21 protein-coding genes are annotated in these 24,203 nt (G+C 60.1%); 16 read left to right on the top strand and 5 right to left on the bottom strand.

What is annotated here, in order from left to right; translation table 11 throughout:
* The first annotated feature begins 30 nt into the window (after positions 1-30).
* The 9 genes from rseP (at position 31) to E8M77_RS16995 (ending at position 9,412) form a co-directional block, all read left to right on the top strand.
* Positions 31-1,152 (top strand): RIP metalloprotease RseP, encoded by a 1,122-nt coding sequence (rseP, locus tag E8M77_RS17035; protein ID WP_137131834.1) that lies wholly within the window; start codon positions 31-33, stop codon positions 1,150-1,152.
* Positions 1,153-1,340: 188 nt separating this feature from the next.
* Positions 1,341-3,668: an outer membrane protein assembly factor BamA gene (gene bamA, locus E8M77_RS17030; protein ID WP_137131833.1), complete on the top strand. Its 2,328-nt coding sequence runs from the start codon at positions 1,341-1,343 to the stop codon at positions 3,666-3,668.
* Between the two features lie 50 nt (positions 3,669-3,718).
* Positions 3,719-4,780 carry a UDP-3-O-(3-hydroxymyristoyl)glucosamine N-acyltransferase gene (gene lpxD / locus E8M77_RS17025; RefSeq protein WP_137131832.1) on the top strand — a complete coding sequence of 354 codons (1,062 nt, stop codon included), beginning with the start codon at positions 3,719-3,721 and terminating at the stop codon, positions 4,778-4,780.
* The gene (gene fabZ, locus E8M77_RS17020; protein ID WP_137131831.1) at positions 4,773-5,240 is read left to right on the top strand and encodes a 3-hydroxyacyl-ACP dehydratase FabZ; all 468 of its coding nucleotides are present in this window, start codon (positions 4,773-4,775) and stop codon (positions 5,238-5,240) included. The genes lpxD and fabZ overlap by 8 nt, the downstream gene beginning before the upstream one ends.
* Positions 5,237-6,052 (top strand): acyl-ACP--UDP-N-acetylglucosamine O-acyltransferase, encoded by an 816-nt coding sequence (lpxA, locus tag E8M77_RS17015; RefSeq protein ID WP_137131830.1) that lies wholly within the window; start codon positions 5,237-5,239, stop codon positions 6,050-6,052. The genes fabZ and lpxA overlap by 4 nt, the downstream gene beginning before the upstream one ends.
* Before the next feature lie 3 nt (positions 6,053-6,055).
* Positions 6,056-6,949 (top strand): LpxI family protein, encoded by an 894-nt coding sequence (locus E8M77_RS17010; protein WP_137131829.1) that lies wholly within the window; start codon positions 6,056-6,058, stop codon positions 6,947-6,949.
* Positions 6,949-8,118, top strand: coding sequence for a lipid-A-disaccharide synthase (gene lpxB, locus E8M77_RS17005; RefSeq protein ID WP_137131828.1), 1,170 nt, complete (start codon positions 6,949-6,951; stop codon positions 8,116-8,118). Before E8M77_RS17010 ends, lpxB begins: the two co-directional genes overlap by 1 nt.
* 95 nt (positions 8,119-8,213) lie before the next feature.
* Positions 8,214-9,098, top strand: coding sequence for an aminoglycoside phosphotransferase family protein (locus tag E8M77_RS17000; RefSeq protein WP_170975916.1), 885 nt, complete (start codon positions 8,214-8,216; stop codon positions 9,096-9,098).
* A 98-nt stretch (positions 9,099-9,196) separates the two neighbouring features.
* Positions 9,197-9,412 (top strand): hypothetical protein, encoded by a 216-nt coding sequence (locus E8M77_RS16995; protein WP_137131826.1) that lies wholly within the window; start codon positions 9,197-9,199, stop codon positions 9,410-9,412.
* A 36-nt stretch (positions 9,413-9,448) separates the two neighbouring features.
* Here the strand turns inward: E8M77_RS16995 and sthA are convergent, their stop codons facing one another.
* Positions 9,449-10,945: a Si-specific NAD(P)(+) transhydrogenase gene (gene sthA, locus E8M77_RS16990; protein ID WP_137131825.1), complete on the bottom strand. Its 1,497-nt coding sequence runs from the start codon at positions 10,943-10,945 to the stop codon at positions 9,449-9,451.
* A 227-nt stretch (positions 10,946-11,172) separates the two neighbouring features.
* Here sthA and E8M77_RS16985 point away from each other — a divergent pair, with 227 nt between their 5' ends.
* The 7 genes from E8M77_RS16985 to E8M77_RS16955 all read left to right on the top strand — a co-directional run bounded on the left by E8M77_RS16985 (position 11,173) and on the right by E8M77_RS16955 (position 19,828).
* Positions 11,173-11,916 (top strand): FadR/GntR family transcriptional regulator, encoded by a 744-nt coding sequence (locus E8M77_RS16985; RefSeq protein WP_137131824.1) that lies wholly within the window; start codon positions 11,173-11,175, stop codon positions 11,914-11,916.
* Positions 11,917-12,015: 99 nt separating this feature from the next.
* Positions 12,016-13,524: an ABC transporter substrate-binding protein gene (locus tag E8M77_RS16980; protein WP_137131823.1), complete on the top strand. Its 1,509-nt coding sequence runs from the start codon at positions 12,016-12,018 to the stop codon at positions 13,522-13,524.
* Between the two features lie 105 nt (positions 13,525-13,629).
* Positions 13,630-14,577 (top strand): ABC transporter permease, encoded by a 948-nt coding sequence (locus E8M77_RS16975; RefSeq protein WP_137131822.1) that lies wholly within the window; start codon positions 13,630-13,632, stop codon positions 14,575-14,577.
* Positions 14,574-15,443 (top strand): ABC transporter permease, encoded by an 870-nt coding sequence (locus E8M77_RS16970; protein ID WP_137131821.1) that lies wholly within the window; start codon positions 14,574-14,576, stop codon positions 15,441-15,443. Before E8M77_RS16975 ends, E8M77_RS16970 begins: the two co-directional genes overlap by 4 nt.
* A gap of 18 nt (positions 15,444-15,461) precedes the next feature.
* A complete protein-coding gene (locus E8M77_RS16965; protein ID WP_137131820.1) occupies positions 15,462-17,249 on the top strand; it encodes a gamma-glutamyltransferase family protein in 1,788 nt (595 codons plus the stop codon).
* 3 nt (positions 17,250-17,252) lie between these two features.
* Entirely contained in the window at positions 17,253-18,011 is a 759-nt protein-coding gene (locus E8M77_RS16960) for a DUF1028 domain-containing protein (RefSeq protein WP_137131819.1), read from the top strand.
* An 8-nt stretch (positions 18,012-18,019) separates the two neighbouring features.
* Complete coding sequence (locus E8M77_RS16955; RefSeq protein ID WP_137131985.1) at positions 18,020-19,828, top strand: ABC transporter ATP-binding protein; 1,809 nt, start codon at positions 18,020-18,022, stop codon at positions 19,826-19,828.
* A 7-nt stretch (positions 19,829-19,835) separates the two neighbouring features.
* Here E8M77_RS16955 and radC read toward each other — a convergent pair whose 3' ends face one another.
* The 4 genes from radC to phaC form a co-directional block, all read right to left on the bottom strand.
* Complete coding sequence (radC, locus tag E8M77_RS16950) at positions 19,836-20,618, bottom strand: DNA repair protein RadC (protein ID WP_137131818.1); 783 nt, start codon at positions 20,616-20,618, stop codon at positions 19,836-19,838.
* 66 nt (positions 20,619-20,684) lie between these two features.
* Positions 20,685-21,521 carry a type I methionyl aminopeptidase gene (gene map / locus E8M77_RS16945; RefSeq protein ID WP_137131817.1) on the bottom strand — a complete coding sequence of 279 codons (837 nt, stop codon included), beginning with the start codon at positions 21,519-21,521 and terminating at the stop codon, positions 20,685-20,687.
* A 30-nt stretch (positions 21,522-21,551) separates the two neighbouring features.
* On the bottom strand, positions 21,552-22,268 hold the full coding sequence (gene sfsA, locus E8M77_RS16940; protein ID WP_137131816.1) for a DNA/RNA nuclease SfsA: 717 nt from the start codon (positions 22,266-22,268) through the stop codon (positions 21,552-21,554).
* Between the two features lie 23 nt (positions 22,269-22,291).
* Complete coding sequence (gene phaC, locus E8M77_RS16935; protein ID WP_137131984.1) at positions 22,292-24,124, bottom strand: class I poly(R)-hydroxyalkanoic acid synthase; 1,833 nt, start codon at positions 24,122-24,124, stop codon at positions 22,292-22,294.
* Positions 24,125-24,203 lie beyond the last annotated feature (79 nt).

Here is a 24,203-nt window from a genome sequence, read left to right as displayed (position 1 = left end):
CGCCGCATGACTTGGAAGGCGGACTGACTGATGGCGATCCTGAGCTTCATTACGGGCTATATCGTGCCCTTCGTGCTGGTCCTGTCGCTGCTCGTTTTCGTCCACGAAATGGGCCATTATCTGGTCGGTCGATGGAGCGGCGTGCGGGTCACTGCCTTCTCGATCGGCTTTGGGCCGGAACTGATCGGTTTCACCGATGGTCATGGAACGCGCTGGAAGATTTCAGCTGTGCCGCTCGGCGGCTATGTGAAATTCTTCGGCGATGAAGATGCTTCAAGCCGCCCGGATTCCGAGGGACTTGCCCAATTGAGCGAGGCCGAGCGTGCGCAAACGCTTGCCGGAGCCAAGCTGTGGAAGCGAGCCGCTACTGTCGCTGCTGGCCCGATTGCCAATTTCATTCTCGCCATCGTGATTTTTACCGTGCTTTTCAGCGTCTATGGCAAGGTCGTGGCCGATCCTGTTGTCGCCGAAGTCCGTCCCGATAGTGCTGCGCTGGAGGCGGGCGTGCAGCCGGGTGACCGTCTGGTGGCGCTGGACGGGGAGACGATTCGGACCTTCGATGATGTGCGTCGCTATGTCAGCATTCGTCCCGAGACACAGATTACGGTCACCGTGGAGCGCGCAGGTCAAAGGCTGGATCTGCCGATGGTGCCCAAGCGCAGCGAAATTACCGACCAGTTCGGCAACAAGGTCGAGCTTGGTCTGATCGGCATTGTCACCAATGAACAGAGCGGAAATTTTCGCGTCGTGAATTTCACCCCCGTCGATGCGATGGTGGAAGGCGTGCGTGAGACGGGGCATATCGTCACCGGTACCTTCCGCTATATAGGCAATCTGGTGACGGGGCGCATGAAGCCTGACCAGTTGGGCGGGCCGGTGCGCGTGGCGCAGGCTTCCGGCCAGATGGCGACGCTCGGCATTGCTGCCGTCCTGCAACTGGCGGCGGTGCTCTCGGTATCGATCGGTCTTCTGAACCTGATGCCCGTGCCGGTGCTTGATGGTGGGCATTTGGTGTTTTACGCAATCGAGGCTGTGCGCGGAAAACCCTTGGGAGCGGGTGCGCAGGAGATTGCATTTCGCATCGGTCTCGCTATGGTTCTGAGCCTGATGGTATTTGCAACGTGGAATGACATCAGCAATCTGATTGGCTGAGTTTCGGAAATAAACCAACTATTTACCCTGTTTGAAGATGGCCGTTGCGATTGGGTCACGCCTTCAAAGGAAGTAAATAGAAATTAACGCGATACCTTGCTTGTAGGGTAAAAGCAGGTAAAACGACACACGTGGCCGGAGTCGGGTTGCACCCGCCAAGGGACAACGGGAAAAGGTAAGAATTGAAAATGAAAGCTGGTTCAAAGTTTTTGAACGCAGTGTCGGCGTTTGCGCTGTCTGCTGGTGTTGTTGCGTCGGGCGCGGGTGTGGTGCTTGTTGGTTCGCCATTGTCCGCTCAGGCTGCTGTCATTCAGCGCGTTGACGTGCGTGGTGCGCAGCGCGCCGGCCAGGAGGCCGTTCGTTCGAACTTGACCATTCGTCCCGGTGTCAACTTTTCCAATTCTGACATAGATGAATCGGTCAAGCGCCTCTATGCGACGGGCTATTTCTCCGATGTGAAGATCTCGGTGTCTGGCGGCACGCTTGTCGTTACGGTCAGCGAGAACCAGCTGGTCAATCAGGTCGTCTTCAACGGCAATCGCAAGATCAAGGATGACAAGCTGCAGGATGTCGTTCAGACCCAGCCGCTCGGCCCTTACAGTGAAGCCCTCGTTAATGCCGATATCCAGCGTCTGCGCGAGGCCTATGGTGCCATTGGCCGCAGCGATGTTGAAATCACCACGCAGGTGGTTCCGGTCGGTCAGGGTCGCGTTAATCTTGCTTTCGTGATCAATGAAGGCGACCGCACGAAGATTGCCAATATTAATTTTGTTGGCAATCAGGCCTATGGTGATCGCCGTCTGCATGATGTGCTGATCACCAAGGAAAGCGGTCCTCTGTCTTTCCTGACCCGCAAGGACGTCTATTCCCCGGAAAAGCTCCGAGCTGACGAAGAGGCGTTGCGCCAGTTTTACTACAATCATGGCTATCCGGATTTCCGCATCGTGTCCTCGGATGCTGTTCTCGATGAATCGAAGAACGAGTACACGATCACGTTTACGGTCGAAGAAGGTCCGCGCTATCGCTTTGGCGAAGTCAGTGTCGAATCGACGGTTGATGGCGTCAGCGGCGATGACCTGAAGGGTTTGGTTCAGACCAAGGCCGGCGATACCTACAATGCGCGTGACGTACAGAAGACGATGGAAGCGATTTCCAAGCAGGTTGCCGGCGCGGGTTATCCCTTTGCCCGCGTCACCCCGCGTGGTGACCGCAACTTTCAGAGCAATACGGTTGGTGTGTCCTATCTCGTCGATCAGGGCGAGCGCGCCTATGTCGAGCGCATCGAAGTGCGCGGCAATACCCGTACCCGTGACTATGTGATCCGTCGCGAATTTGATCTCAGCGAAGGTGATGCCTTCAACCAGCTGATGATCACGCGCGCCAAGCGCCGCCTCGAAGCGCTTGGCTATTTCACCAAGGTCAACATCACCACGCAGCAGGGTTCGGCCCCGGACCGCGTCGTGATTGTGGTCGATGTGGAGGACCAGTCGACCGGTTCGTTCGGTATCGGCGCAGGCTATGCGGCGGATGATGGTGTCGTTCTGGAGGCTTCGGTCGAGGAAAAGAACTTCCTCGGTCGCGGCCAGTATATTCGCGTTGCAGCGGGTGGTGGCGCCGATGATGCTCGGACCTATTCGTTGAACTTTACCGAGCCCTATTTCCTCGGCTATCGTCTGGCGGCTGGTTTCGACATCTTCAAGAGCGAAAGCTCGTCTAACGACTATTACACCTACAGCGAACAGGGCTTCACGCTGCGCGTAACGGCGCCGATCACCGAAGAACTGGCGACGACCTTCCGCTACACCTACAAGCAGATTGAATATACCGGCGATGGCGACTGGCAGAACAACCTGTCTCAGCCCTATATCGATCTCGTCAATGGCGGCAAGTATTCGCAGTCGATCATTGGTCAGACGCTCACCTACAACACGCTCGACAGCATGACTCTTCCGCGTGAAGGCATCTATGCAGCAGCGACCCATGAATTCGCCGGTGTCGGCGGCGATTCCGAATATTACAAGATCTTCGGTCGCGCTCGCTACTTCCACCTCCTGTCGGACGAACTTGATCTGATCGGTTCGCTGTCGGTGGGTGCCGGTCATGTGGTGAAGACGGGCGATAGCCTGAATGTCTTCGACCAGTTCACGCTTGGCGGTCGTCAGATCCGCGGCTTCGAGAACGACGGGATTGGTCCACGCATGCCGAATGGCGATACGCTCGGCGGTACGACCTATTTCAACGCTTCCGCCGAAGTCAGCGCTCCGATGCCGGCCGTGCCGGAAGACTTCGGTCTGCGCGCTGCGGTATTTGCCGATGCTGGTACGCTTTACGGCAACGAAGTTGCCAGCAGCGCCGGCGCTCGTGGAACCGATAGTTCGCTTCGTGCATCCGTTGGTGCTGGCGTCACCTGGGCTTCGCCCTTTGGTGCGCTGCGTTTCGACTATGCCGTACCGGTCGCCAAGGAAGATTACGACGAAGTTCAGCGCTTCCGTTTCAGCATGGCGAACCAGTTCTGATATCTGCCGCCCAGAACTGCGGATCTTAAACTGTTCTGGAGCTTTGGCTGATGGACAAGAACGACTTCTTTCCGCCGCATGACGGAATAAGCCTGCGTGAGCTGGCCAACCGTCTTGGGGCGGAACTGGTGAATGAAGAGCATGCGGACCGTATCGTGCGGTCCGTTTCGCCGGTTTCACGCGCCAAGCATGGCGATATTTGCTATATTCTATCGCGCAAGTACAAAGAGGATCTGGCAAGTTGTCAGGCCTCTGCGATTCTGTGTGATTCTGCGCTTCGACCTATGATTCCCGATCATATTGCGGTGCTTGTGACACGACATCCGCATACGGCATTTGCGCGTGTGGGCGGCATCCTGCACCCATCTGCGCTTCGCACGCCTGTCACCGTGCCGGAAACCGGCATTTCTCCGGCAGCCTATGTGCATCCGTCTGCTCGTCTTGAGCCTGGCGTGACCGTCGAACCGATGGCCGTGATCGGCGCAGATGTCGAAATCGGCACCGGAACGCATATCGGGGCAGGCAGCGTGATTGGCGCCGGTGTCAAGCTTGGCCGGGAATGTTCGGTGGCTGCCGGTGCCTCCGTGCTCTGCGCGCTGATCGGCAATCATGTCATCATCCATAATGGGGTGCGGATCGGTCAGGATGGTTTTGGCTTTGCGCCAGGTCCTGCCGGCATGGTCAAGATGGTTCAGATCGGACGTGTCATTATTCAGGATCACGTCGAAATTGGCGCCAATACGACCGTCGATCGTGGCGCCATGGATGATACGGTCATCGGTGAAGGCACCAAGATCGATAATCTGGTGCAGATTGCCCACAATGTGCGTATCGGTCGCCATTGCGCCATTGCGAGTGGTGCTGGTATAGCGGGCTCCACGAAAATTGGTGATGGCGTGCAGATTGGCGGTGCCTCGGGTGTCAACGGTCATATTTCCATCGGTGATGGTGTGCAGATCGCTGCGATGAGCGGCGTGGTCAGTTCGCTGCCGGCGGGTGGACGATATGGCGGCATTCCCGCGCGCCCCATCCAGGATTTCCTGCGCGATATCGCGGAACTCATGACGCGCTCGGATGAGCGGGCAAAGAAAAGAGGAGAAAGGAATGGCTGAACAGGACAAGGGAGCGCTCGAATCTGCAGATATTCTGGAGATCATGCAGCTGCTGCCTCACCGGTATCCGTTCCTGCTGGTTGACCGGATCATCGATATCAATGGCGATGATAGCGCGATCGGCATCAAGAACGTGACTGCCAACGAACCGCACTTCGTCGGGCATTTCCCCGAACGCCCCATTATGCCTGGCGTGCTGCTTGTGGAAGCCATGGCGCAGACGGCCGGCGCCATCTGCGCGCGCAAACAGGGCGAGGGTGGCAATCTCGTGTATTTCATGACGATCGACAATGCCCGGTTCCGCAAGCCGGTCGTGCCGGGTGATCGCGTGGAACTGCATGTCGTGAAGCAGAAGCAGCGCGGCAATATCTGGAAATTTCATTGCGAGGCCCGTGTTGATGGTGGGCTCGTGGCGGAGGCCGATATCGGCGCGATGATCCGTCCTAAGGATCTGGCATGATAAGCATTGCCGCCAGTGCGCGCATCCACCCCATGGCCGTCGTAGAAGACGGCGCCGTGATCGGGGAGAATGTGTTTGTTGGACCCTTTTGCCATATCGGTGGGCGCGTCATTCTGAAAGACGATGTGCAGGTCCTGTCGAACGCGGTCGTCACCGGATTGACGGAGATTGGTCGCGGTTGCCGCATCTATCCGATGGCGGTGATCGGCGGCGTTTCTCAGAGCCTTCATGAGGCCGGTGAGGATTCGCGTCTCGTGGTGGGCGAAAATTGCACCATGCGCGAGGGCGTGACGATGAACTGCGGCACGGTGGGTGGCGGCGGTATCACTCGCGTCGGAAACAATTGCCTGCTGCTGGCCAATTCGCATGTGGCGCATGATTGCCAGCTGGGCAATGACATTATCCTGTCGAACAATGTCATGCTGGCTGGCCATGTGCATGTGGGCGACCGTGCCATCCTGAGCGGCGGCTGCGCCGTTCACCAGTTCAGCCGGATTGGCCGCCAGGCCTTTATCGGTGGCCTGTCTGCCGTCAACTATGATGTCATTCCCTATGGCATGCTGAACGGTAATCCTGGCATTCTGGGTGGTCTGAATGTGGTGGGCATGACGCGCGCCGGCATCGAACGTGCGACGATCCACACGGTTCGCCGCGCCTTCAAGCAGGTTTTCGATGGCGACGGCTCCATCCGCGCCAAGGCGGCTGCCGTGCGCGACGAATATCTCGATTGTCCTGAAGCTCTGGAAATCATCGATTTTATCTGCGCCGAAAGCGACCGGGCGATTTCGTCTCCCTATCGCGGCAAGGCCTGAGCCATGCAAGCCGATCCCGTTCGCGATCGGGCGGGACGGCTGGCGATCATCGCCGGCAACGGCTTTCTGCCGCTGCATGTGGCCGATGCGGCGCGCAAGGCCGGTGAAAATCCCTTCGTCATTCTCCTGAAGAACGAAGTCGATCGCGATTTTTCAAGCTTCGAGCATGAGGTCGCCGGCGTTGGCGATCTGGCGCGCATCGAAAGACTGGTGCGGGAAAAGGGCGTGCGCCGCGTCGTCATGTCCGGTGGTGTCAAGCGCCGTCCCGAATGGCGCGACATTCACCCCACCTGGCGCACGGTGATCAAGATCCCCTATGTGGTCAAGACGCTTCTGTCCGGCGGTGATGACACGGTGCTGCAAATGGTCATCGGGCTGTTCGAAGGCATGGGCTGCACCGTCATCGGTGTGCATGATATCGTGCCGGGGCTCCTGGCTGAAACAGGTCTGCTGGGGCGCCATCAGCCAACGGACGATGATCGTCGCGATATTGCCATGGCATCAAAGGCTGCGCGTCTGCTGGGCGAACTGGATGTCGGCCAAGGGGCCATCAGCGTCGGCGGACGGATCGTCGCCATGGAGGGCGTCGAAGGTACTGATGCCATGCTGCAACGGGTGGCAGAACTTCGCGGCGCGGGACGCATTTCGCGCCGGCGCAGAGGTGTTCTCGTCAAGCTTTGCAAGCCGCAGCAGGATGTGCGGGCCGACCTGCCCACCGTTGGGCCCTCCACCATCCGGTCGGCGATTGCGGCGGGGCTCGGCGGCGTCGCCATCGAGGCGGGCCGTGCGCTCATACTCGACAAGGCCGAGATGCTGGCTCTGGCGGATGAGGGCGGTCTTTTCGTTCTCGGGATTGATGAGGGCATCGACAAGCGATTGCAGGCAAAGGAAATCTGATGGCAGCGCGACCCTTGAAGGTGGCCGTCGTGGCCGGTGAAGTCTCCGGCGATCTTCTGGGCGGCGATCTGATTGCCCGGCTGAAATCCGTCTATGGCGGTCCTGTCGAACTGATAGGGGTTGGCGGCGAGGCGCTGGAAGCACAAGGTCTCACCTCGCTGTTTGACTTTTCCGAATTGTCGATCATGGGCATTACCCAGGTGCTGAAGCGCCTGCCGCACTTGCTGCGCCGGATTGGCCAGACCGCTGACGCCATCATTACAGCGCGACCAGACGTGCTTCTCATCATCGATAGCCCCGATTTCACCCACCGGGTGGCAAAGCGCGTGCGAAAGGCTCTGCCGGATCTGGCTGTGGTGGACTATGTCTGCCCGAGCGTCTGGGCCTGGAAGGAATATCGAGCGCCGGCGATGCGCGCCTATGTCGATCAGGTGCTCGCCATCCTGCCGTTCGAGCCTGAGGCCATGCAAAGGCTGGATGGGCCGAAGACGGATTTCATCGGCCATCGCCTGACGGTCGACCCATCGGTGATCAGTGTGCGGGCGCAGCGCAGCACAAGGCCGCTTGCAGTCGATCAGCGCACCATCATGCTGCTGCCCGGCTCGCGTTCCACCGAGATCAACGCTCTGATGCCGGAATTGAAGGCGACGGTGGATCTGCTGTGCCAGCGCAATGACGGTCTGCGCTTCGTGCTGCCTACCGTGCCGCGTCAGGAGGTGCTGGTGCGTCGACTGATTGAGGAATGGCCGATAAAGCCCGAAATCATGGTCGGTCCAGAAGCCAAATGGCAGGCCTTCGCCGAAGCCGATATGGCGATTGCCGCCTCCGGCACGGTGACGCTGGAACTGGCGCTCTGCGGCGTGCCGACGCTGTCGATCTACAAGGCGGATTTTCTCATCCGCATGATGGCAAAGCGCATCAAGGTCTGGTCGGCTGCCCTTCCCAATCTGATTGCCGATCAGCCGGTGATCCCCGAGCATATCAACGAGCTGGTGCGGCCGGGCTATCTCTGCCGCTGGGCGGAATGCCTGTCCACCGATACGCCGCAGCGTTCCGCCATGCTGCAGGGCTTTGAGAGCGTCTGGCAGCGGTTGTCCACAAGCGTTGCACCGGGCGAGGCCGGTGCCCTTCTGATGCTGGAACTATTGGCGGCAAAGGGCAGGGTGTAGGCCTACGGTTCCTGACGCGGTGTGCTGGCTGGGTCACGCTGTCTGCATGGTTCAGTGTCACATAGATTGCATAGATGTGGTCTACGCGTGGCCCCATGCACAATGATGATCTTCCTGTGACTGAGACCCTCGTCCGCGACCTGTTGGTGGAACACACGCCACAATGGGCTGACCAACCTCTCCATCGCGTGAATTCCTCCGGAACAGACAATGCGCTGTTTCGTATCGGTGACCGTCTGGTGCTGCGTATCCCGCGCCGGGCATCCGCCGCCGTTCTGGTCTCCAAAGAACTTGACTGGCTGCCACGTTTGCAGGGACTTCCTCTCGCAACACCCGCGCTGCGATATCGTGGACGCGTTGATCTGGGAATTCAATGCAAGTTCGGCATTTTTGACTGGCTTGAAGGCAGTATCGCTTCGCCTGACAATGTTTCGGATACTGGTGATGCCGCGGTGTGTTTGGCGGGCTTTTTGAAAGCCCTGCACCGCATGACAACTGAGGGTGCACCGGCGGCGGGTCCCGTCAACAAGATTCGCGGCATCCCTCTTACCGATATGTCTGACTTGACGCTGCCAGCAATCGAGATGGTGTCAGACGAGATCAACGCATCTGCCGCACGGGCGCTTTGGGATGCCGCTCTTGCCGCGCGCAATTGTGCAGCGCCGGTCTGGCTGCATGGCGATCTCAAGGCCGATAATCTGTTGACCATCGACGGCAAACTGTCGGGCGTTATCGATTGGGGTTTGGCAGCCGTTGGTGACCCCGCAGCGGACTATGCCACCGCATGGTCTTGGGTACAGCCTTCGGCGCGCGGGAAATTTCGCGACACGCTGGAATTGGATGAGAGTGATTGGTTGCGGGGAAAAGCCTGGGCGCTTTACGGCGCAGTGATTGCCCTGAGCTATTACCGATGCGGCAGGAATGAACCCTTGTGCCAGCAATGCCGCCTGACCTTGGCAAGGCTCGGCTTGTTGCTCTGAAAGCTCGCCAGGCAAGTGCAATGGCACTGGCCGGTTTGGCCCATAAACCTTCGTGCGCCGCTTGGCACAGAAGAACTGCGAAAAGCTCGCGGGCTATCGTGTCGTATCAAACTGTCAGTCTGCGACTAGCGCTTGGGGTAACCACGCTGGGCAGCGCCCGTATAGAGCTGGCGCGAACGGCCGATACGCCGCAACGTTCCGCCATGCTGCAGGGCTTTGAGAGCGTCTGGCAGCGGTTGTCCACAAGCGTTGCACCGGGCGAGGCCGGCGCTCGTCTCTTGCTGGAACTGCTCGCGGCAAAGGGCAGGGCATAGGTCACCTTTGAAATGGCCTTACAGTCCTTGGCCGCCTCACTTGGAGGCGGCTTTTTTCGCAGGCCCTTCGGGCACAACATTGACCTTGTCGCCCGTGGTGTCGGTCGATTGGGCCGTCGCTACCGGTGCTTCCTTCGGGCCTTCACCCATGCGGTTCCAGGCATCGAGGCCGGAAATCTTGTAGGCTTCGGCCAGTGTCGGATAGTTGAAGGTGTTTTCGACGAAATACTCGACCGTGCCTTTGAGGTTGAGCACTGCCTGGCCGATATGCACGAGCTCGGTCGCGCCTTCGCCGACGATATGGACGCCGAGCAGGCGGCGTGTCTTCAGCGAGAAGATCATTTTCAACAGGCCCGTATCGAGCCCCATGATATGACCGCGCGATGTCTCGCGGAAATGCGCAATGCCCGTCTCGTAAGGGATGCCGCGCTGGATGACCTCTTCCTCCGTCAAGCCGCAGGTGGAGATTTCCGGCACCGCATAGATCCCGTAAGGAAAGTAGAGTGGCGGTTCGCCGGCCGGCGCGCCCACCGCATGGCGGGCAGCGATACGCCCCTGTTCCATCGATGTCGAGGCAAGGCTCGGAAAGCCGACGACATCGCCGGCGGCATAGATATGCGGCACGGCGGTCTGGAATGTATCCGGGTTGACCTTCAAACGGCCGCGGCTATCGGCCTCAAGGCCTGCTGCCGGCAGGTTCAGCGTATCCGTCGCGCCGACGCGGCCAGCGGCAAACAGAACCATTTCTGCCTGAAGCGCGCGACCGCTCTTCAATGTGACGCGGCATTTGCCGGTCACGGCATCGCGTTCGACCTTTTCCACGGTCTGGCCGAAGATCAGCTTCATGTTGCGGTCACGCAGCTGATAGGCGAAATCCTCGACGATTTCCTTGTCGATGAAATCCAGCATCGAATCGCGCGGTTCAACGACCGTCACCTGCGTATCGAGAGCGCTGAAAATGGTGGCATATTCGATGCCGATAACGCCGGCGCCGACAACGACCAGCGAGCGCGGCACCTGCTTGATTTCCAGAAGTTCGTCGCTGTCAATGACAGCATCGCCATCGAAAGGAATGTGCGAGGGGCGGTAAGGGCGCGTTCCCACGGCCAGGAGCACCGAAGCACTCGTCACGCGCAGGATCTCGCCATCGATCTTTTCGACCTCCAGCGTATGCGCATCAATGAACTGGGCGCGGCCGCGCATTTGCTGCACGCGGTTGCGGGCAAACTGGTGTTCGAGAACTTCCACCTCGTGATCTAGGGTGATCAGCAGGCGGCGGCGCAGGTCGTCGGCGCTGATTTCCTGCTTGACGCGGTAGGAGCGGCCGTAAAAGCCGCGCTCGCGCCAGCCGGTGAGATTGAGTGCCGTCTCACGCAAGGTCTTGGAGGGAATGGTGCCGGTGTGTACGGATACGCCCCCGACCCGGCTTCCCTTTTCGATCACGAGAACCTTCTTCTCCAGCTTGGCGGCCTGGATCGCCGCGCGGCGCCCAGCGGGGCCGCTGCCGATGACGATGAGATCATATTGATACATGGTGTGCCTCGTCGTGGGGTCTGCTGCCTATTGCAGCGCAACATCTGCGTTCGGTCAAATGATAACCGTCATTCCTGACCAATTTCTCCACTTGGAGGGTCCTTTCGACATAAAATTTTTGTGCAGCTGCACACTGTTTGGGCATGCGTAAAAATGCGCAGTTTTCCGGCTTGACAGGCGGGCGCCTTGTGCAACAGGATGAACCAATATCGAAATTGGTTCACGCAATGGTCCAGCCTCAGCCGCATCCCGACAATGCTAATTATGCGCTTGAAAAGCTGCGTGACATGCTGCGCGACGGCGATTTCGGCGCCGATGGCAAGCTGGCGACCGAAAGGGCGCTATCGGAAAAATTCGGGCTTGGGCGTCGCGCCATCCGCCGGGCTCTCGAGGTTCTGGAGGCGGAAGGCGAGGTTTGGCGGCGCCAGGGCTCCGGCACCTATGCCGGCCAGCGGCCGGGCGCGCTGGGCAATGGCGTCGGCGCGATTGTCGCGGGCACCGACTTCATGGAGATCATGGAAGTGCGCCTGCGCATCGAGCCGCAGCTGGCGCAGCTGGCGGCGCTGCGTGCCAAGCCGGCAGAATTGGTTCGCATGCGTGATCTGGCTCGACGCATTCAAGAGAGCGACGATGCGGATGCACGCGAGCTATGGGATGGTGCGCTGCACCGTCAGATTGCCCAGAGCGCCCGCAACCAGCTCTTCCTCACCATCTTCGACGTGATCAACCATGTACGCCAGGATGAAGCCTGGCAGAGCATTCGTGAGCGGGCACGCACCGGCACGGGCATTTCGATCGCCTATGCGCAGCATGAAGACATCATCGATGCGATTGCAGCGCGCGATCCGGCACGCGCCGGCGAAGCCATGCGCCAGCATCTCCTGATGCTGCACGAGCGTTTGATCCGCGAGACATCGCTCGACCACGACCTGCCTTCGGCAGTCGCGGGCGAAGAGGCTGTCGCCTCCTGAAACTTGGTCGGGCGATCTTCGCCCGGAGGACGGGAAAGCCGGCGGCTACAAGCCGGCACGTGTGAACCAATCGAACCAATCGATCAGAGGAGAATGATCATGACCAGATTTTTGCGCCTGACAACGGCGCTGGCTTTCGGCGCGCTGTGCGCGCTTCCTGTCACTGCCGCCGAATTGAAGATCGGCCTGGGGGATGATGCGGACGTGCTGGATCCTGCGCAGTCGCGCACTTTTGTCGGCCGTATCGTCTATACGGCGATGTGCGACAAGCTGGTGGATGTCTCGCCGGACCTGAAGATCGTGCCGCAGCTTGCCACCGACTGGGCCTGGTCGGAAGAGGGCAAGGTGCTGACCATGACCCTGCGTAACGGCGTGAAGTTCCACGACGGCACGACAATGGATGCTGCCGCCGTCGTTGCCACCATTGAGCGTAACATGACGCTTACCGAATCGCGCCGCAAGAGCGAGCTTTCCTCGGTCGAGAAGGTCGAGGCGACCGCGCCGCTCACGGTGAAGTTCACCCTGAAGAAGCCGGATGCGACGCTGCTTGCCCAGCTGTCGGACCGTGCCGGCATGATCGTTTCGCCCAAGGCTGCCAAGGAACTCGGTGCCAATTTCGGTTCCAAGCCGGTCTGCGCCGGCCCGTTCAAATTCGTCGAGCGCGTGCAGCAGGACCGTATCGTGCTGGAGAAGTTCCAGGATTACTGGAACAAGGACAATATCTTCATCGACAAGGTGACCTATCTTCCGATCCCGGACACGACGGTGCGTCTGGCCAATCTGCAATCCGGTGACCTTGACATGATCGAACGGCTCGCGCCCACCGATGTGGCAACCGTGAAGTCTAACCCCAAGCTGACCTATGCCGATGTCGTCAACATTGGCTACATGGGCCTTTATACGAACATCGCCAATGGTCCGCGCGCCGACAATCCGTTCGGCAAGGACAAGCGCCTGCGCCAGGCCTTCTCGCTCGCCATCGACCGGGATGCGCTGAACCAGATCGTCTATGAGGGTACGGCCGTGGGCGGCAACCAGCCGTTCCCGCCCAACAGCCCCTGGTTCAACAAGGCTATTCCGGTTCCGGCCCGCGATGTGGAAAAGGCCAAGGCTCTCATCAAGGAAGCCGGTTTCGAGCGTGTGCCCGTCGAAATGCAGATCCCCAATAACCCGGTTGCCCAGCAGATGATGCAGGTTGTGCAGTCGATGGTGGCAGAAGCTGGCTTCGATGTTCAACTGAAATCGACGGAATTTGCCACGTTGCTCGATGAGCAGACGCGCGGCAATTACCAGCTGTCGCGCTCCGATTGGTCCGGTCGCGTCGATCCGGATGGCAATATCCACCAGTTCATCACCTGCAAGGGCGGTATCAACGATACGAAATATTGCAACCCGAAGGTCGATGAATTGCTCAACGAAGCGCGTGCCACCACCGATCAGGCCGTTCGCAAGGCAAAATATGACGCGGCAAGCGTCATCCTCAACGACGACCTGCCGATTATCTATCTCGGTCACCAATCGTGGATCTGGGCCATGCAGAAGAATGTTACCGGCTTCGTCGCTTCGCCGGATGGCATGATCCGCCTGGTTGGCATGAAGAAGGGCTGACAGCTGTTCGGCTGATACAAAAGCGAAGGCCGGCGGCCTTCCGAGGCGTCGCGGAGTTCAGCCCGCGGCGCCACCCATCCCACCCGTTCCGCCAAGGATGGCACCATGCTCGTCTACATCGGAAAACGTCTGCTGGTCGCAATCCCGACCCTGCTGATCATTTCCATCTTCGTCTTCTCGCTGCAGAAACTCCTGCCCGGCGACCCCATAATGGCCATGGCCGGTGAGGAGCGCGATCCGGCTGTCCTGGACATGCTGCGCGAGAAATATCGTCTGAACGACCCGATCCCAGTGCAATATATCACCTGGCTCGGTGGCGTGCTCACGGGCGATCTTGGTATCTCGTTGCGCACCAACCAGCCGGTGACCGAACTGATTGCTGAAAAGCTGCCGGTCACCATCCAGCTCGCCATCATGTCGATGTTCTTTGCCTTTGCCATTGGCGTGCCGATGGGCATCCTGGCCGCTGTGAAGAAGAATACGGCGATCGATTATGTCGCCAGTATCCTGGCGCTGTCTGGCCTGTCGGTGCCGAATTTCTGGCTCGGCATCATGCTGATCCTTCTCATCTCAGTGAATCTTGGCTGGCTGCCGGCCTCCGGCTTTGAATCGATCTTCGTCGATCCGGTGCGGTCCTTGCAGACGATGATCATGCCGTCCTTCGTGCTTGGCAACGCGTTGGCCGCCACCCTGATGCGTCATACCCGCTCGGCCATGCTCGGTGTGCTGTCGGCGGATTATATTCGCACCGCGCGCGCCAAGGGGCTGTCGCCGCGCCAGGTGATCCTCAGCCACAGTTTTCGCAATGCGCTTTTGCCGGTTATCACGCTGACCGCCCTGTTGTTTGGCGAATTGCTGGCAGGTGCCGTGCTGACCGAACAGATCTTCACCATTCCGGGTTTTGGCAAGCTGATTGTCGATGCCGTGTTCAACCGCGATTATGCCGTGGTGCAGGGTGTCGTGATGTGCACGGCCGTCGGCTTTATCGTGATGAACCTTATTGCCGACATCCTCTATGTCCTTCTCAATCCGCGCCTGAGGGCAAGCCTATGACCGCCATTGCACAGACGCCGATCGTGGAGAAAGCCGAAGGCAGCCGCGCCTGGAAAAAGCTGCGCAACAGCCGCAGCGCGCTGGCCGGCATGACCATCATCCTGTTTTTCACAATTCTTGCGATGGCCGCGCCCATCCTGCCCATCCCCGATCCGGTGGCGACCAGCTGGTCGGCCATTCGCAAGGCGCCCTCGGCTGCCCATTGGCTGGGCACCGACGATCTGGGCCGCGATATCCTTTCGCGCATGATCTGGGGCGCGCGTGCCTCGCTGATGGCCGGGGTCTTTTCGGTCATTATTGCTGTTGCGATCGGCGTTCCCTTCGGCATTCTCGCCGGCTATTTCGGCGGCTGGGTGGATCTGGTCATCTCGCGCATTACAGAAGCGCTGCTGGCAATGCCCTTCCTGATCATGGCGATTGCGCTTGCCGCCTTTCTCGGGCCCAGCCTTAGCAATGCGATGATTGCCATCGGACTGTCTGCCATGCCGATCTTCGTGCGTCTGACGCGTGGCCAGGTGCTTTCGGTCAAGACCGAAGATTATGTCGAGGGTGCCAGATCCGTCGGCCTCGGGCATATGGATATCATGCTGCGCTACATCCTGCCGAACGTCACCGCACCGATCATCGTGCAGGCGACACTGACGGTGGCAACCGCCATCATCGCTGAGGCAAGCCTTTCCTTTCTGGGGCTTGGCCAGCAGCCGCCGGCCGCCAGCTGGGGCTCTATGCTGAATGTTGCGAAGAATTTTCTCTCCCAGGCGCCGTGGATGGCCATGTGGCCGGGTATAGCGATTTTCCTGGTGGTGATCGGCTTCAATCTTCTGGGCGACGGTCTGCGCGATGCGCTGGACCCCCGCGAACACTGATCTTTAAAGGCAAATGTCATGACTGATTTCACAACACGGCCGGAAATCCTCGGCACATTCGGCGTCGTCACCTCGACGCACTGGATCGCCTCTGCCGTCGGCATGAGCATTCTGGAAAAGGGCGGGAATGCCTTTGATGCAGCCGTGGCTGCCGGCTTCGTCCTCCAGATCGTCGAGCCGCATCTGTGCGGTCCAGGCGGCGACATGCCGGCGATCATCTATTCCAAGAAAGCCGACAAGGTGGAGGTCATCTGCGCGCAGGGGCCGGCACCGGCGGGCGCCACGATCGAACACTATACGGCTGAAGGCCTAAAACTCATCCCCGGCGATGGGCTGCTCTCTACCGTCATTCCCGGCGCCTTCGATGGCTGGATGCTGATGCTGCGCGATTATGGCACCATGTCTGTGCGCGAAGTGCTGGAGCCTGCCATCTACTATGCCGAACACGGCCATCCGGTGCTGCCGCGCGTATCCGCCACCATCAAAGGGCTGGCGGATTTCTTCGCGAAAGAATGGCCGACTTCGCATGAGACCTGGCTGCCGGGTGGCACTGCTCCCGAACCGCAATCCAACTTCCGCAATCCGGTACTCGCTGACACCTGGAAGCGGATCATTGCCGAATCGGAAGCGCGGACCGGCAGTCGCGAAGACCAGGTCGAAGGTGCGCGCGATGCTTTTTATCGCGGCTTCGTTGCTGAAAGCATCGACACCTATCTGAAGACCGCTGAGGTAATGGATGCGAGCGGCATGCGCCACAAGGGCGTGCTGACCGCCGACGACATGGCCGGCTGGAGCGCCAGCATCGAAGCGCCACAGACGTTTGATTATCACGACTGGACGGTGGCAAAAACGCCGGCCTGGGGGCAGGGGCCGGTGCTGCTGCAGTCGCTCGCTCTGCTGAAGGGCTTTGATCTCGCGGCAATGGACCCGACCGGCCCCGATTTCGTCCACCATGTGGTCGAAGCCATGAAACTCGCCTATGCCGACCGCGAGGTCTATTACGGCGATCCGGACTTCGGTCAGATCCCGACCGACACGCTGCTGTCGGATGGCTACAACAATGAGCGCCGCAAGGTGATGGGGGCAGAGGCTTCCATGGAACTGCGCCCCGGCACCGTTCCCGGCTACGAGCGCCAGCGCGATGCGACCATGGCCATGCTGGCTGAATTTTCCGGCAAGGGCGCGGTCTATGAGCCGACCATGGCGCATCTGACGGAGAAGAAAGGCGACACCGTCCATATCGATGTCATCGACCGCTGGGGCAATATGGTCTCCACCACGCCGTCTGGCGGCTGGCTGCAATCCTCGCCGATCGTGCCGGGCCTCGGCTTCGCGTTGAACTCGCGCGCCCAGATGTTCTGGCTAAAGGATGGCTTGCCGACGTCGTTGGCGCCGGGAAAACGCCCGCGCACGACGCTCACACCCTCGCTGGCGCTCTATCAGGGACGCCCGACACTTGCGTTTGGAACCCCCGGCGGCGACCAGCAGGACCAATGGCAACTGCCCTTCTTCCTGCGCTATGTGCATCACGGCAAGAACCTGCAGGCCTCCATCGATGCGCCGCTGTTTCACACGACGCATTTCCCCGGCTCCTTCTATCCGCGCACGTCGGAACCCGGCCATATCATGGTGGAAGCAGGTTTTGGCGAAGCGACCATCGCTGATCTGCGCCGTCGCGGCCATCAGGTGACCGTTGCCGACAATTGGACGGTCGGACGCCTGACGGCGGCGCGCCGGGATGCCGACGGGTTGCTGCGGGCAGCGGCCACGCCGCGCCTGATGCAAGCCTATGCAGTGGGGCGCTGAGCCATGACCTGGTCCATTGTTGCACGCGATCCTGAAACCGGTCATCTCGGCATTGCCGTTGCCAGCCGCTTCTTTGCCGTCGGCTCGGCCGTTCCCCATCTGTGCGGCGGCGTGGGCGCCGTTGCCACGCAGGCCTTCGTCAGCCCGCTCTATGGCGTCGATGGCCTTGCCATGCTGGGCGAGGGCATGGCCCCGCAGGCGATCATCGACATGTTGACGGCGCGCGATGATGGCGCTGAGCAGCGGCAAATGCATCTCATCGATGCGAGCGGCCACAATGCCGCTTTCACCGGCACCAAATGTATCGACTGGGCAGGCCATATCGTTGATGAAAACGTGTCGGTTGCCGGCAATATGCTGGCCGGCCCGCAGGTGCTGGAAAAGACGCTCGACGCCTACAAGGCTCTGAGCAAAGCCCCGCTTGCCGAACGCTTGCTGGGCGCAATGGAAGCCGGGGAAGCTGCCGGCGGCGATAAGCGCGGCAAGCAATCGGCAGCGCTCGTCATCTACCGGGATCAGGATTACGCCTGGCTCAACATCCGCGCCGATGACCATCCCGATCCTCTCGACGAACTCTGGCGGCTCTACCGGGTGGCGCAGGAGCGCTACCTGCATGTGGCCGAGACCATGCCGACGCGCGAAAACCCGCACGGCCTGACCGACCGAACCGAAATCGACCGGAAGATTGCCGAACTCGAAGCCGAGCGCCTCGCCGCCGGTCGCGACAGTGCATCCTTCGCCACACCGTGGAATCCGTCATGACCGCTGAGATGCATAGGCCGCCAATCCTCTCCGTCCGCAACCTGACGACCTCTTTCCGCACCGATGGCGGCTGGAAATCCGTGGTGCGGGACGTGTCCTTTGATGTGCGGGCCGGCGAGACGCTTGCCATTGTCGGTGAAAGCGGCTCGGGTAAGAGCGTCACCTCGCTGTCGATCATGCGGCTGCTCGCCGAAAACGCCAGCCGCATCGAAGGGGAGGTGATCCTCAACAACCGTAACCTTCTGGCGCTATCGGAGAAGGACATGCGGGCCGTGCGCGGCAACGAGGTCTCGATGATCTTCCAGGAGCCTATGACCTCGCTCAATCCGATCTTCACCATTGGCCGGCAGATCTCCGAGGTGCTGACGCGCCACAAGGGCATGACGACGAGAGAGGCGCGAGCAGAGACCATCCGCATGCTGGAAAAGGTTCGCATTCCCAATGCGACGAGCCGTTTTGACGAATATCCGCATCAGTTTTCCGGTGGTATGCGCCAGCGCGTGATGATTGCCATGGCGCTCGCCTCGCGCCCGAAACTGCTGATTGCCGACGAGCCAACGACGGCGCTTGACGTGACGATCCAGGGCCAGATCCTCGATCTCATCAAGACGCTTCAGGAAGAAGAGGGCATGTCGGTGCTCTTCATCACCCATGATATGGGCGTGGTCGCCGAAATCGCCGATCGCACGGTGGTGATGTATCGCGGTGATGCGGTGGAGGCCGGCGATACCGCCGATATCTTCCACCGTGGCCAGCATCCTTATACGCGCGCGCTCTTGTCGGCGGTGCCGAAGCTCGGCTCCATGCAAGGCGAGGCGGCACCGCTGCGCTTTCCGGTGGTCGATACGGCAACCGGCATCACCATCGCCCCGCCCCCCGCCAAGGCACCACTTGGACATCGCCAACCGATCCTGGAGGTGAAGAACCTTGTGACGCGCTTTCCGGTGCGCTCGGGCCTGTTCAGTCGCCAGACCGGTGCCATCCACGCCGTGGAGAATGTCTCCTTCGATCTGCGCCAGGGCGAGACCCTGTCGCTTGTCGGCGAATCGGGTTGCGGCAAATCGACGACCGGTCGCTCGATCATGCGGCTGATCGAGCCGACATCGGGCGAAATCCAGCTCGACGGCTATAATGTGCAACGGCTTGGCAGCATGGACTTGCAGCGGATGCGCAAGAGCATCCAGATGATCTTTCAGGACCCGTTTTCAAGCCTCAATCCGCGCATGACGGTGGGGCAGGCAATTGCAGAACCCTTCCTCAAGCACAAACTCGGCGGATCGAAGGAAGCCGCTGAAAAGACTGCCTATCTTCTGGATCGCGTCGGCCTGTCCGGTGCCATGATGAACCGTTATCCGCACGAGTTTTCCGGTGGCCAGCGCCAGCGTATCGCGATTGCCCGCGCTTTGTCGCTCGATCCGAAGGTGATCGTGGCGGACGAAAGCGTCTCGGCGCTTGATGTGTCGATCAAGGCGCAGGTCTGCAACCTCCTGCTCGACCTGCAGGAAAGTCTCGATCTTGCATTCCTGTTCATCAGCCATGACATGGCGGTAGTCGAGCGCGTCAGCCATCGGGTGGCGGTGATGTATCTCGGTGAGATTGTCGAGATCGGCCCGCGTGCGGCAGTGTTTGAGAACCCGCAGCATCCCTATACGAAAAAGCTGATTGCTGCCGTGCCGGTGCCGGATCCCGCTCGTCGCGGTATCCGTCGCGGGCTTGCCGATGATGAGTTGAAGAGCCCGGTTCGCCCTGTGGGATTTGAGCCTCCGGCACGCCAGTACCGCGAAGTGTCGGCAGGCCATCTGGTGCAGATGGCCTGAAGGGGCGTCAGATCAGTCTGAGGCCCTTCAGGCTCGCATGCCCGTCCTTGCCGATGATGATGTGGTCATGCACCGTAATGCCGAGCGGCTTTGCCGTGTCCACGATGGTTTTCGTCATGTCGATATCGGCGCGCGAGGGCGTCGGATCACCGGACGGGTGATTATGAACAAGAATGATGGCGGTTGCCGAGAGTTCAAGCGCCCGGCGCACCACTTCGCGCGGATAGACCGGCGTATGATCGACCGTGCCGCGCCCCTGGATCTCGTCGGCAATCAACGCATTGCGCTTGTCGAGGAAGAGGATACGGAACTGTTCGCGCGCCTCATAGGCCATCACCGCATGGCAGTAATCGATGACCGACGACCAGGATGACAGAACCTGCTTGCCGCGCAGCTCACTTTTCAGGATACGCTGGCCGACCGATGCTATGAGCTTCAGATCCAGCGCCACGGTTTCGCCAACGCCCTTCACCTCCTGCAACAGGGCTGCCGGCGCACCAAACACGCCGGCAAGATTGCCAAAGCGGTCGATCAGCGCCTTGGCGATCGGCTTTGTGTCCTTGCGCGGAATGAGCCGGAACAGCAGCAGTTCCAGCACTTCATAATCGGCCAGCGCCGTGTCGCCATGCTCGCGGTAGCGGGCGCGCAACCGGTCGCGGTGCCCATGGTAATGGGCAAACTTGTCATCGGTCTTCTCCTCCGATTTGCCCAGCGCCACCGGCTTCTTCATCGTTCCGGCTTTGGGTGCCTGTTCGGAAAAGAAGCCGCGCTCATCGGGAAACAGCTCCATCCGGTCCTCCGGCTCGTCGGGCAAGCCATGCTTTTGGGACGGCGCTACCGGAGGATGGGACATCGATCACCCGTTCAGTGGAGGAAGGCCTGGCCGATCAAGGCCGCCGGGCGACAGCGTGAAGATCTCGCAGCCGGTGGCAGTCACGCCGACCGCATGTTCGTATTGCGCAGACAGCGACCGGTCGCGGGTCACGGCGGTCCAGCCATCGGCCAGCACTTTCACATGCGGCTTGCCGAGATTGATCATCGGCTCGATGGTGAAGATCATGCCTTCGCGCAGTTCCGGGCCTTCGTCCGAGCGGCCATAATGCAGAATGTTGGGGCTGTCATGGAACAGGCGCCCGACGCCATGGCCGCAGAAATCACGCACCACGGAGCAACGCTCGGCTTCTGCGAATGTCTGGATCGCTTCGCCGATGGCACCGGTGCGCACGCCGGGCTTGACCACGGCAATGCCGCGCATCAGGCATTCATAGGTCACTTCCATCAGCCGTTCGGCGGCGCGCTTCACTTGACCGACCGGATACATGCGGCTGGAATCCCCATGCCAGCCATCCAGTACATAGGTCACATCGATATTGACGATGTCGCCGTCGCGCAGCGGCTTTTCATCCGGCATGCCGTGACAGACGACATGGTTGATCGAGGTGCAGACGGAATATTTATAGCCGCGATAGTTCAGCGTGGCCGGCAGCGCGCCATTGTCCATGCCGAATTCGAAGACGAAGCGGTCGATGGCACTGGTTGTGACGCCCGGCTTGACGATGGAAGCCAGCTCATCCAGGCAGCGGGCTGTCAGCTGGCAGGCATTCTGCATGCCGACAAAATCGTCCCGCGTGTAGAGCCGTATGGCTCCCGTGTTCTTTTTCGGCGCGGATGACGCCTCGATATAGGTCACCATGTTATCACTTTCGTCTTCGTCACACCGTTTTTAAACAGCCGGTTCTGTTTCGTCTATCAGGATCGGGCGGCTTGGCCAAATTCCCGCAGATGTGATGCGGCAGGCAATGGCATAGGCCTCCACGCCACGGGCACGGGCGCGTCTGAATGCTTTGCCATAGGCGGGGTCCAGCTCGTCGCAGATCCTCAACCGGTCACAATCATCGCGCTGGATCACATAGAGCATGGCAGCGCGAAAACCGGCCTCCACCATGTCACCCAGTTCATCAAGGTGCTTTGCGCCACGGCTCGTTACCGAATCGGGAAATTCGGCAAGCCCGCCCGTGCGGGTGAAATGGACATTCTTCACCTCCACATAGGCGGGAGCACGTGCCGGATCGGATAAGAGTAGATCAATGCGCGAATTTTGCCCGTAGCGCTGTTCGCGGCGCAGTTCGCCATAGGTGGCAAAATCCGAGACGAAGCCGGCCCGGATGGCTTCTTCCGCCAACCGGTTCGGCAGGCCGGTATTGATGCCGACCATAGTCCCGTCTGCTTCGACAAGTTCCAGCATATGGCGATATTTGCGGGTCTTGCTGTCATGCTGCGACAGCCAGATGGCGGAGCCCGGCGTGGTCAGGCCGCGCATCGAACCGGTATTCGGGCATGATCCGGTGATCGGCGTGCCATCGGCTAGAATGGCATCGAACAGGAAACGCTTGTAGCGGGCAACCAGCCGCGCCGGCACGAGAGGCGGATCAAACTGCATTCAAAAATAGAGCCTTGAAACTGTCAGCTGCGGATCGTCACATAGAGACCGGGCGCATCGCAGAGCGGTTGAAGCGCTTCGCCGCCTGGTTGGCGGGCGGGCACGCGGGTCTCGTCCTGCCCCTTGATCCAGGCCAGCCAATGCGGCCACCAGGAACCTGGCGTTTCCGTTGCGCCGGCAACCCAGTCCTCCAGCTTTCCCTTCGGCGCGCCATTCGTCCAGTACTGGTACTTGTTCTTGTCCGGCGGGTTGACGACGCCGGCAATATGGCCGGAACCGCTCAGCACGAACGTGGCATCGCTGCCGAACAGCTGGCAGCCCAGAAAGACCGAGCGGGCAGGGGCGATATGATCCTCCTTGGCCGCCAGGCTATAGACGGGGATCGTCACGTCTTTCAGTGAAATGGACTTGCCGAACAGGGTCATCTGTCCCTGGCTCAGGCGGTTTTCCAGATAGCAGCTGCGCAGATAGAAGGCGTGGTTGGCCGCTGTCATACGTGTCGAATCGGAGTTCCAGTAAAGAAGGTCGAAAGCCGTCGGCTCCTGTCCTTTCAGATAGTTGCTGACCACATAGGGCCAGATGAGTTCCGAGGCGCGCAGCATGTTGAAAGCGCCCGCCATTTTCGAGCCGGCGAGATAGCCGGTCGAATTCATCTGCCGTTCCAGAGCCTCGATCTGTTCCTCATCGACAAACACCTTCAATTCGCCAGCATAGGTGAAATCCACCTGCGTGGTGAAGAAGGTGACGGAGCGGATGCGGCTGTCATCACTCTTGGCGTGCAGCGCAAGCGTTGCCGCCAGAAGCGTGCCGCCGACGCAATAACCGATGGCGTTGACGTCTCTTTCGCCGGTCGCCGTTTCCACGGTCGACAGGGCGAAGTCGATGCCGTCGCGGATGTAATCCTCCCAGGACATTTTCGCCAGTTGTTCGTCGGGATTGACCCAGGAGATGACGAACACCGTGTGGCCCTCATCGACGCACCATTTGATGAAGCTTTTCTGCGGGCCGAGATCGAGAATATAGAATTTATTGATCCAGGGCGGCACGATCAGCAGCGGGCGCTTCAGCACCGTCTCCGTCGAGGGCGAATACTGGATGACCTCGCAGAGCGGGCTGCGGGCCACCACCTTGCCGGGTGTGACCGCAACATTGACGCCGAGCTGGAATTTCCGGCCATCGGTCTGGCGAACACGCAGCTCGCCCCGGCCGGCTGCCACGTCCTCTGCCAGAATGCGCATGCCTTCGACCAGATTGGCGCCATTGGTGGCAACCGTCTGGCGAAACACTTCCGGATTGGTCAGGGCGAAATTGGCCGGCGAGAGGGCGGATGTCAGCTGGCGGATATAGAAGAGTGCCTTGTGGCGCGTATGCTCATCCAGCCCTTCGGCCTTTTCCACCAGTTTTTCCGCCCAGGTGGCGGTGACCAGATAGACCTGGCGCAGCATGGCGAAGAAGGGATTGCGGCGCCAGTCCTCGTCGGCGAATCGCTTGTCCTTGGGCAGCGTATCCGGTTCCGAAGCGTCGCCATCGCCCGACAGGCGCTGCAGCGTGTTCATCCAGATGCCCATATAGGAGGACATCAGCAGCGTCTGCGCCTCGAGCGTGCGTTGCGGCTCTGACATCCAGTATTCTGTGACCTTGGAGAGGGTCTTGACCATTTCGGTGACGGGATCGAGCTCATCCACAACTTCGCCGCGTTCACGTGGTCCAAGCCACTGCGTGGCGGCCTTGCCGAGGTTCTCGGCGGCCTTGGCCATGTTGACCGCGAGCGCCTGGGGGTCCTTTACCAGATAGGCTTCCAGTGCTTTCGGATCGAAACCTTTGAAGTCGCTGCCTGCCTGCTCCGAGTGCCCCATACCCACCATGCTGCCCGCTCCCTATCCCGGCCTTGTGGCCGATGCTTGTTTTGGTTTTTACATTGTGCAGGAAAAAGAA

This window comes from Rhizobium sp. FY34 (assembly GCF_005222845.1).
In the GTDB taxonomy this organism is placed as follows: Bacteria; Pseudomonadota; Alphaproteobacteria; order Rhizobiales; family Rhizobiaceae; genus Neorhizobium.
The sequence above is the reverse complement of the archived record's forward strand: the minus strand, read 5'-3'. Positions and strand labels throughout refer to the sequence as shown.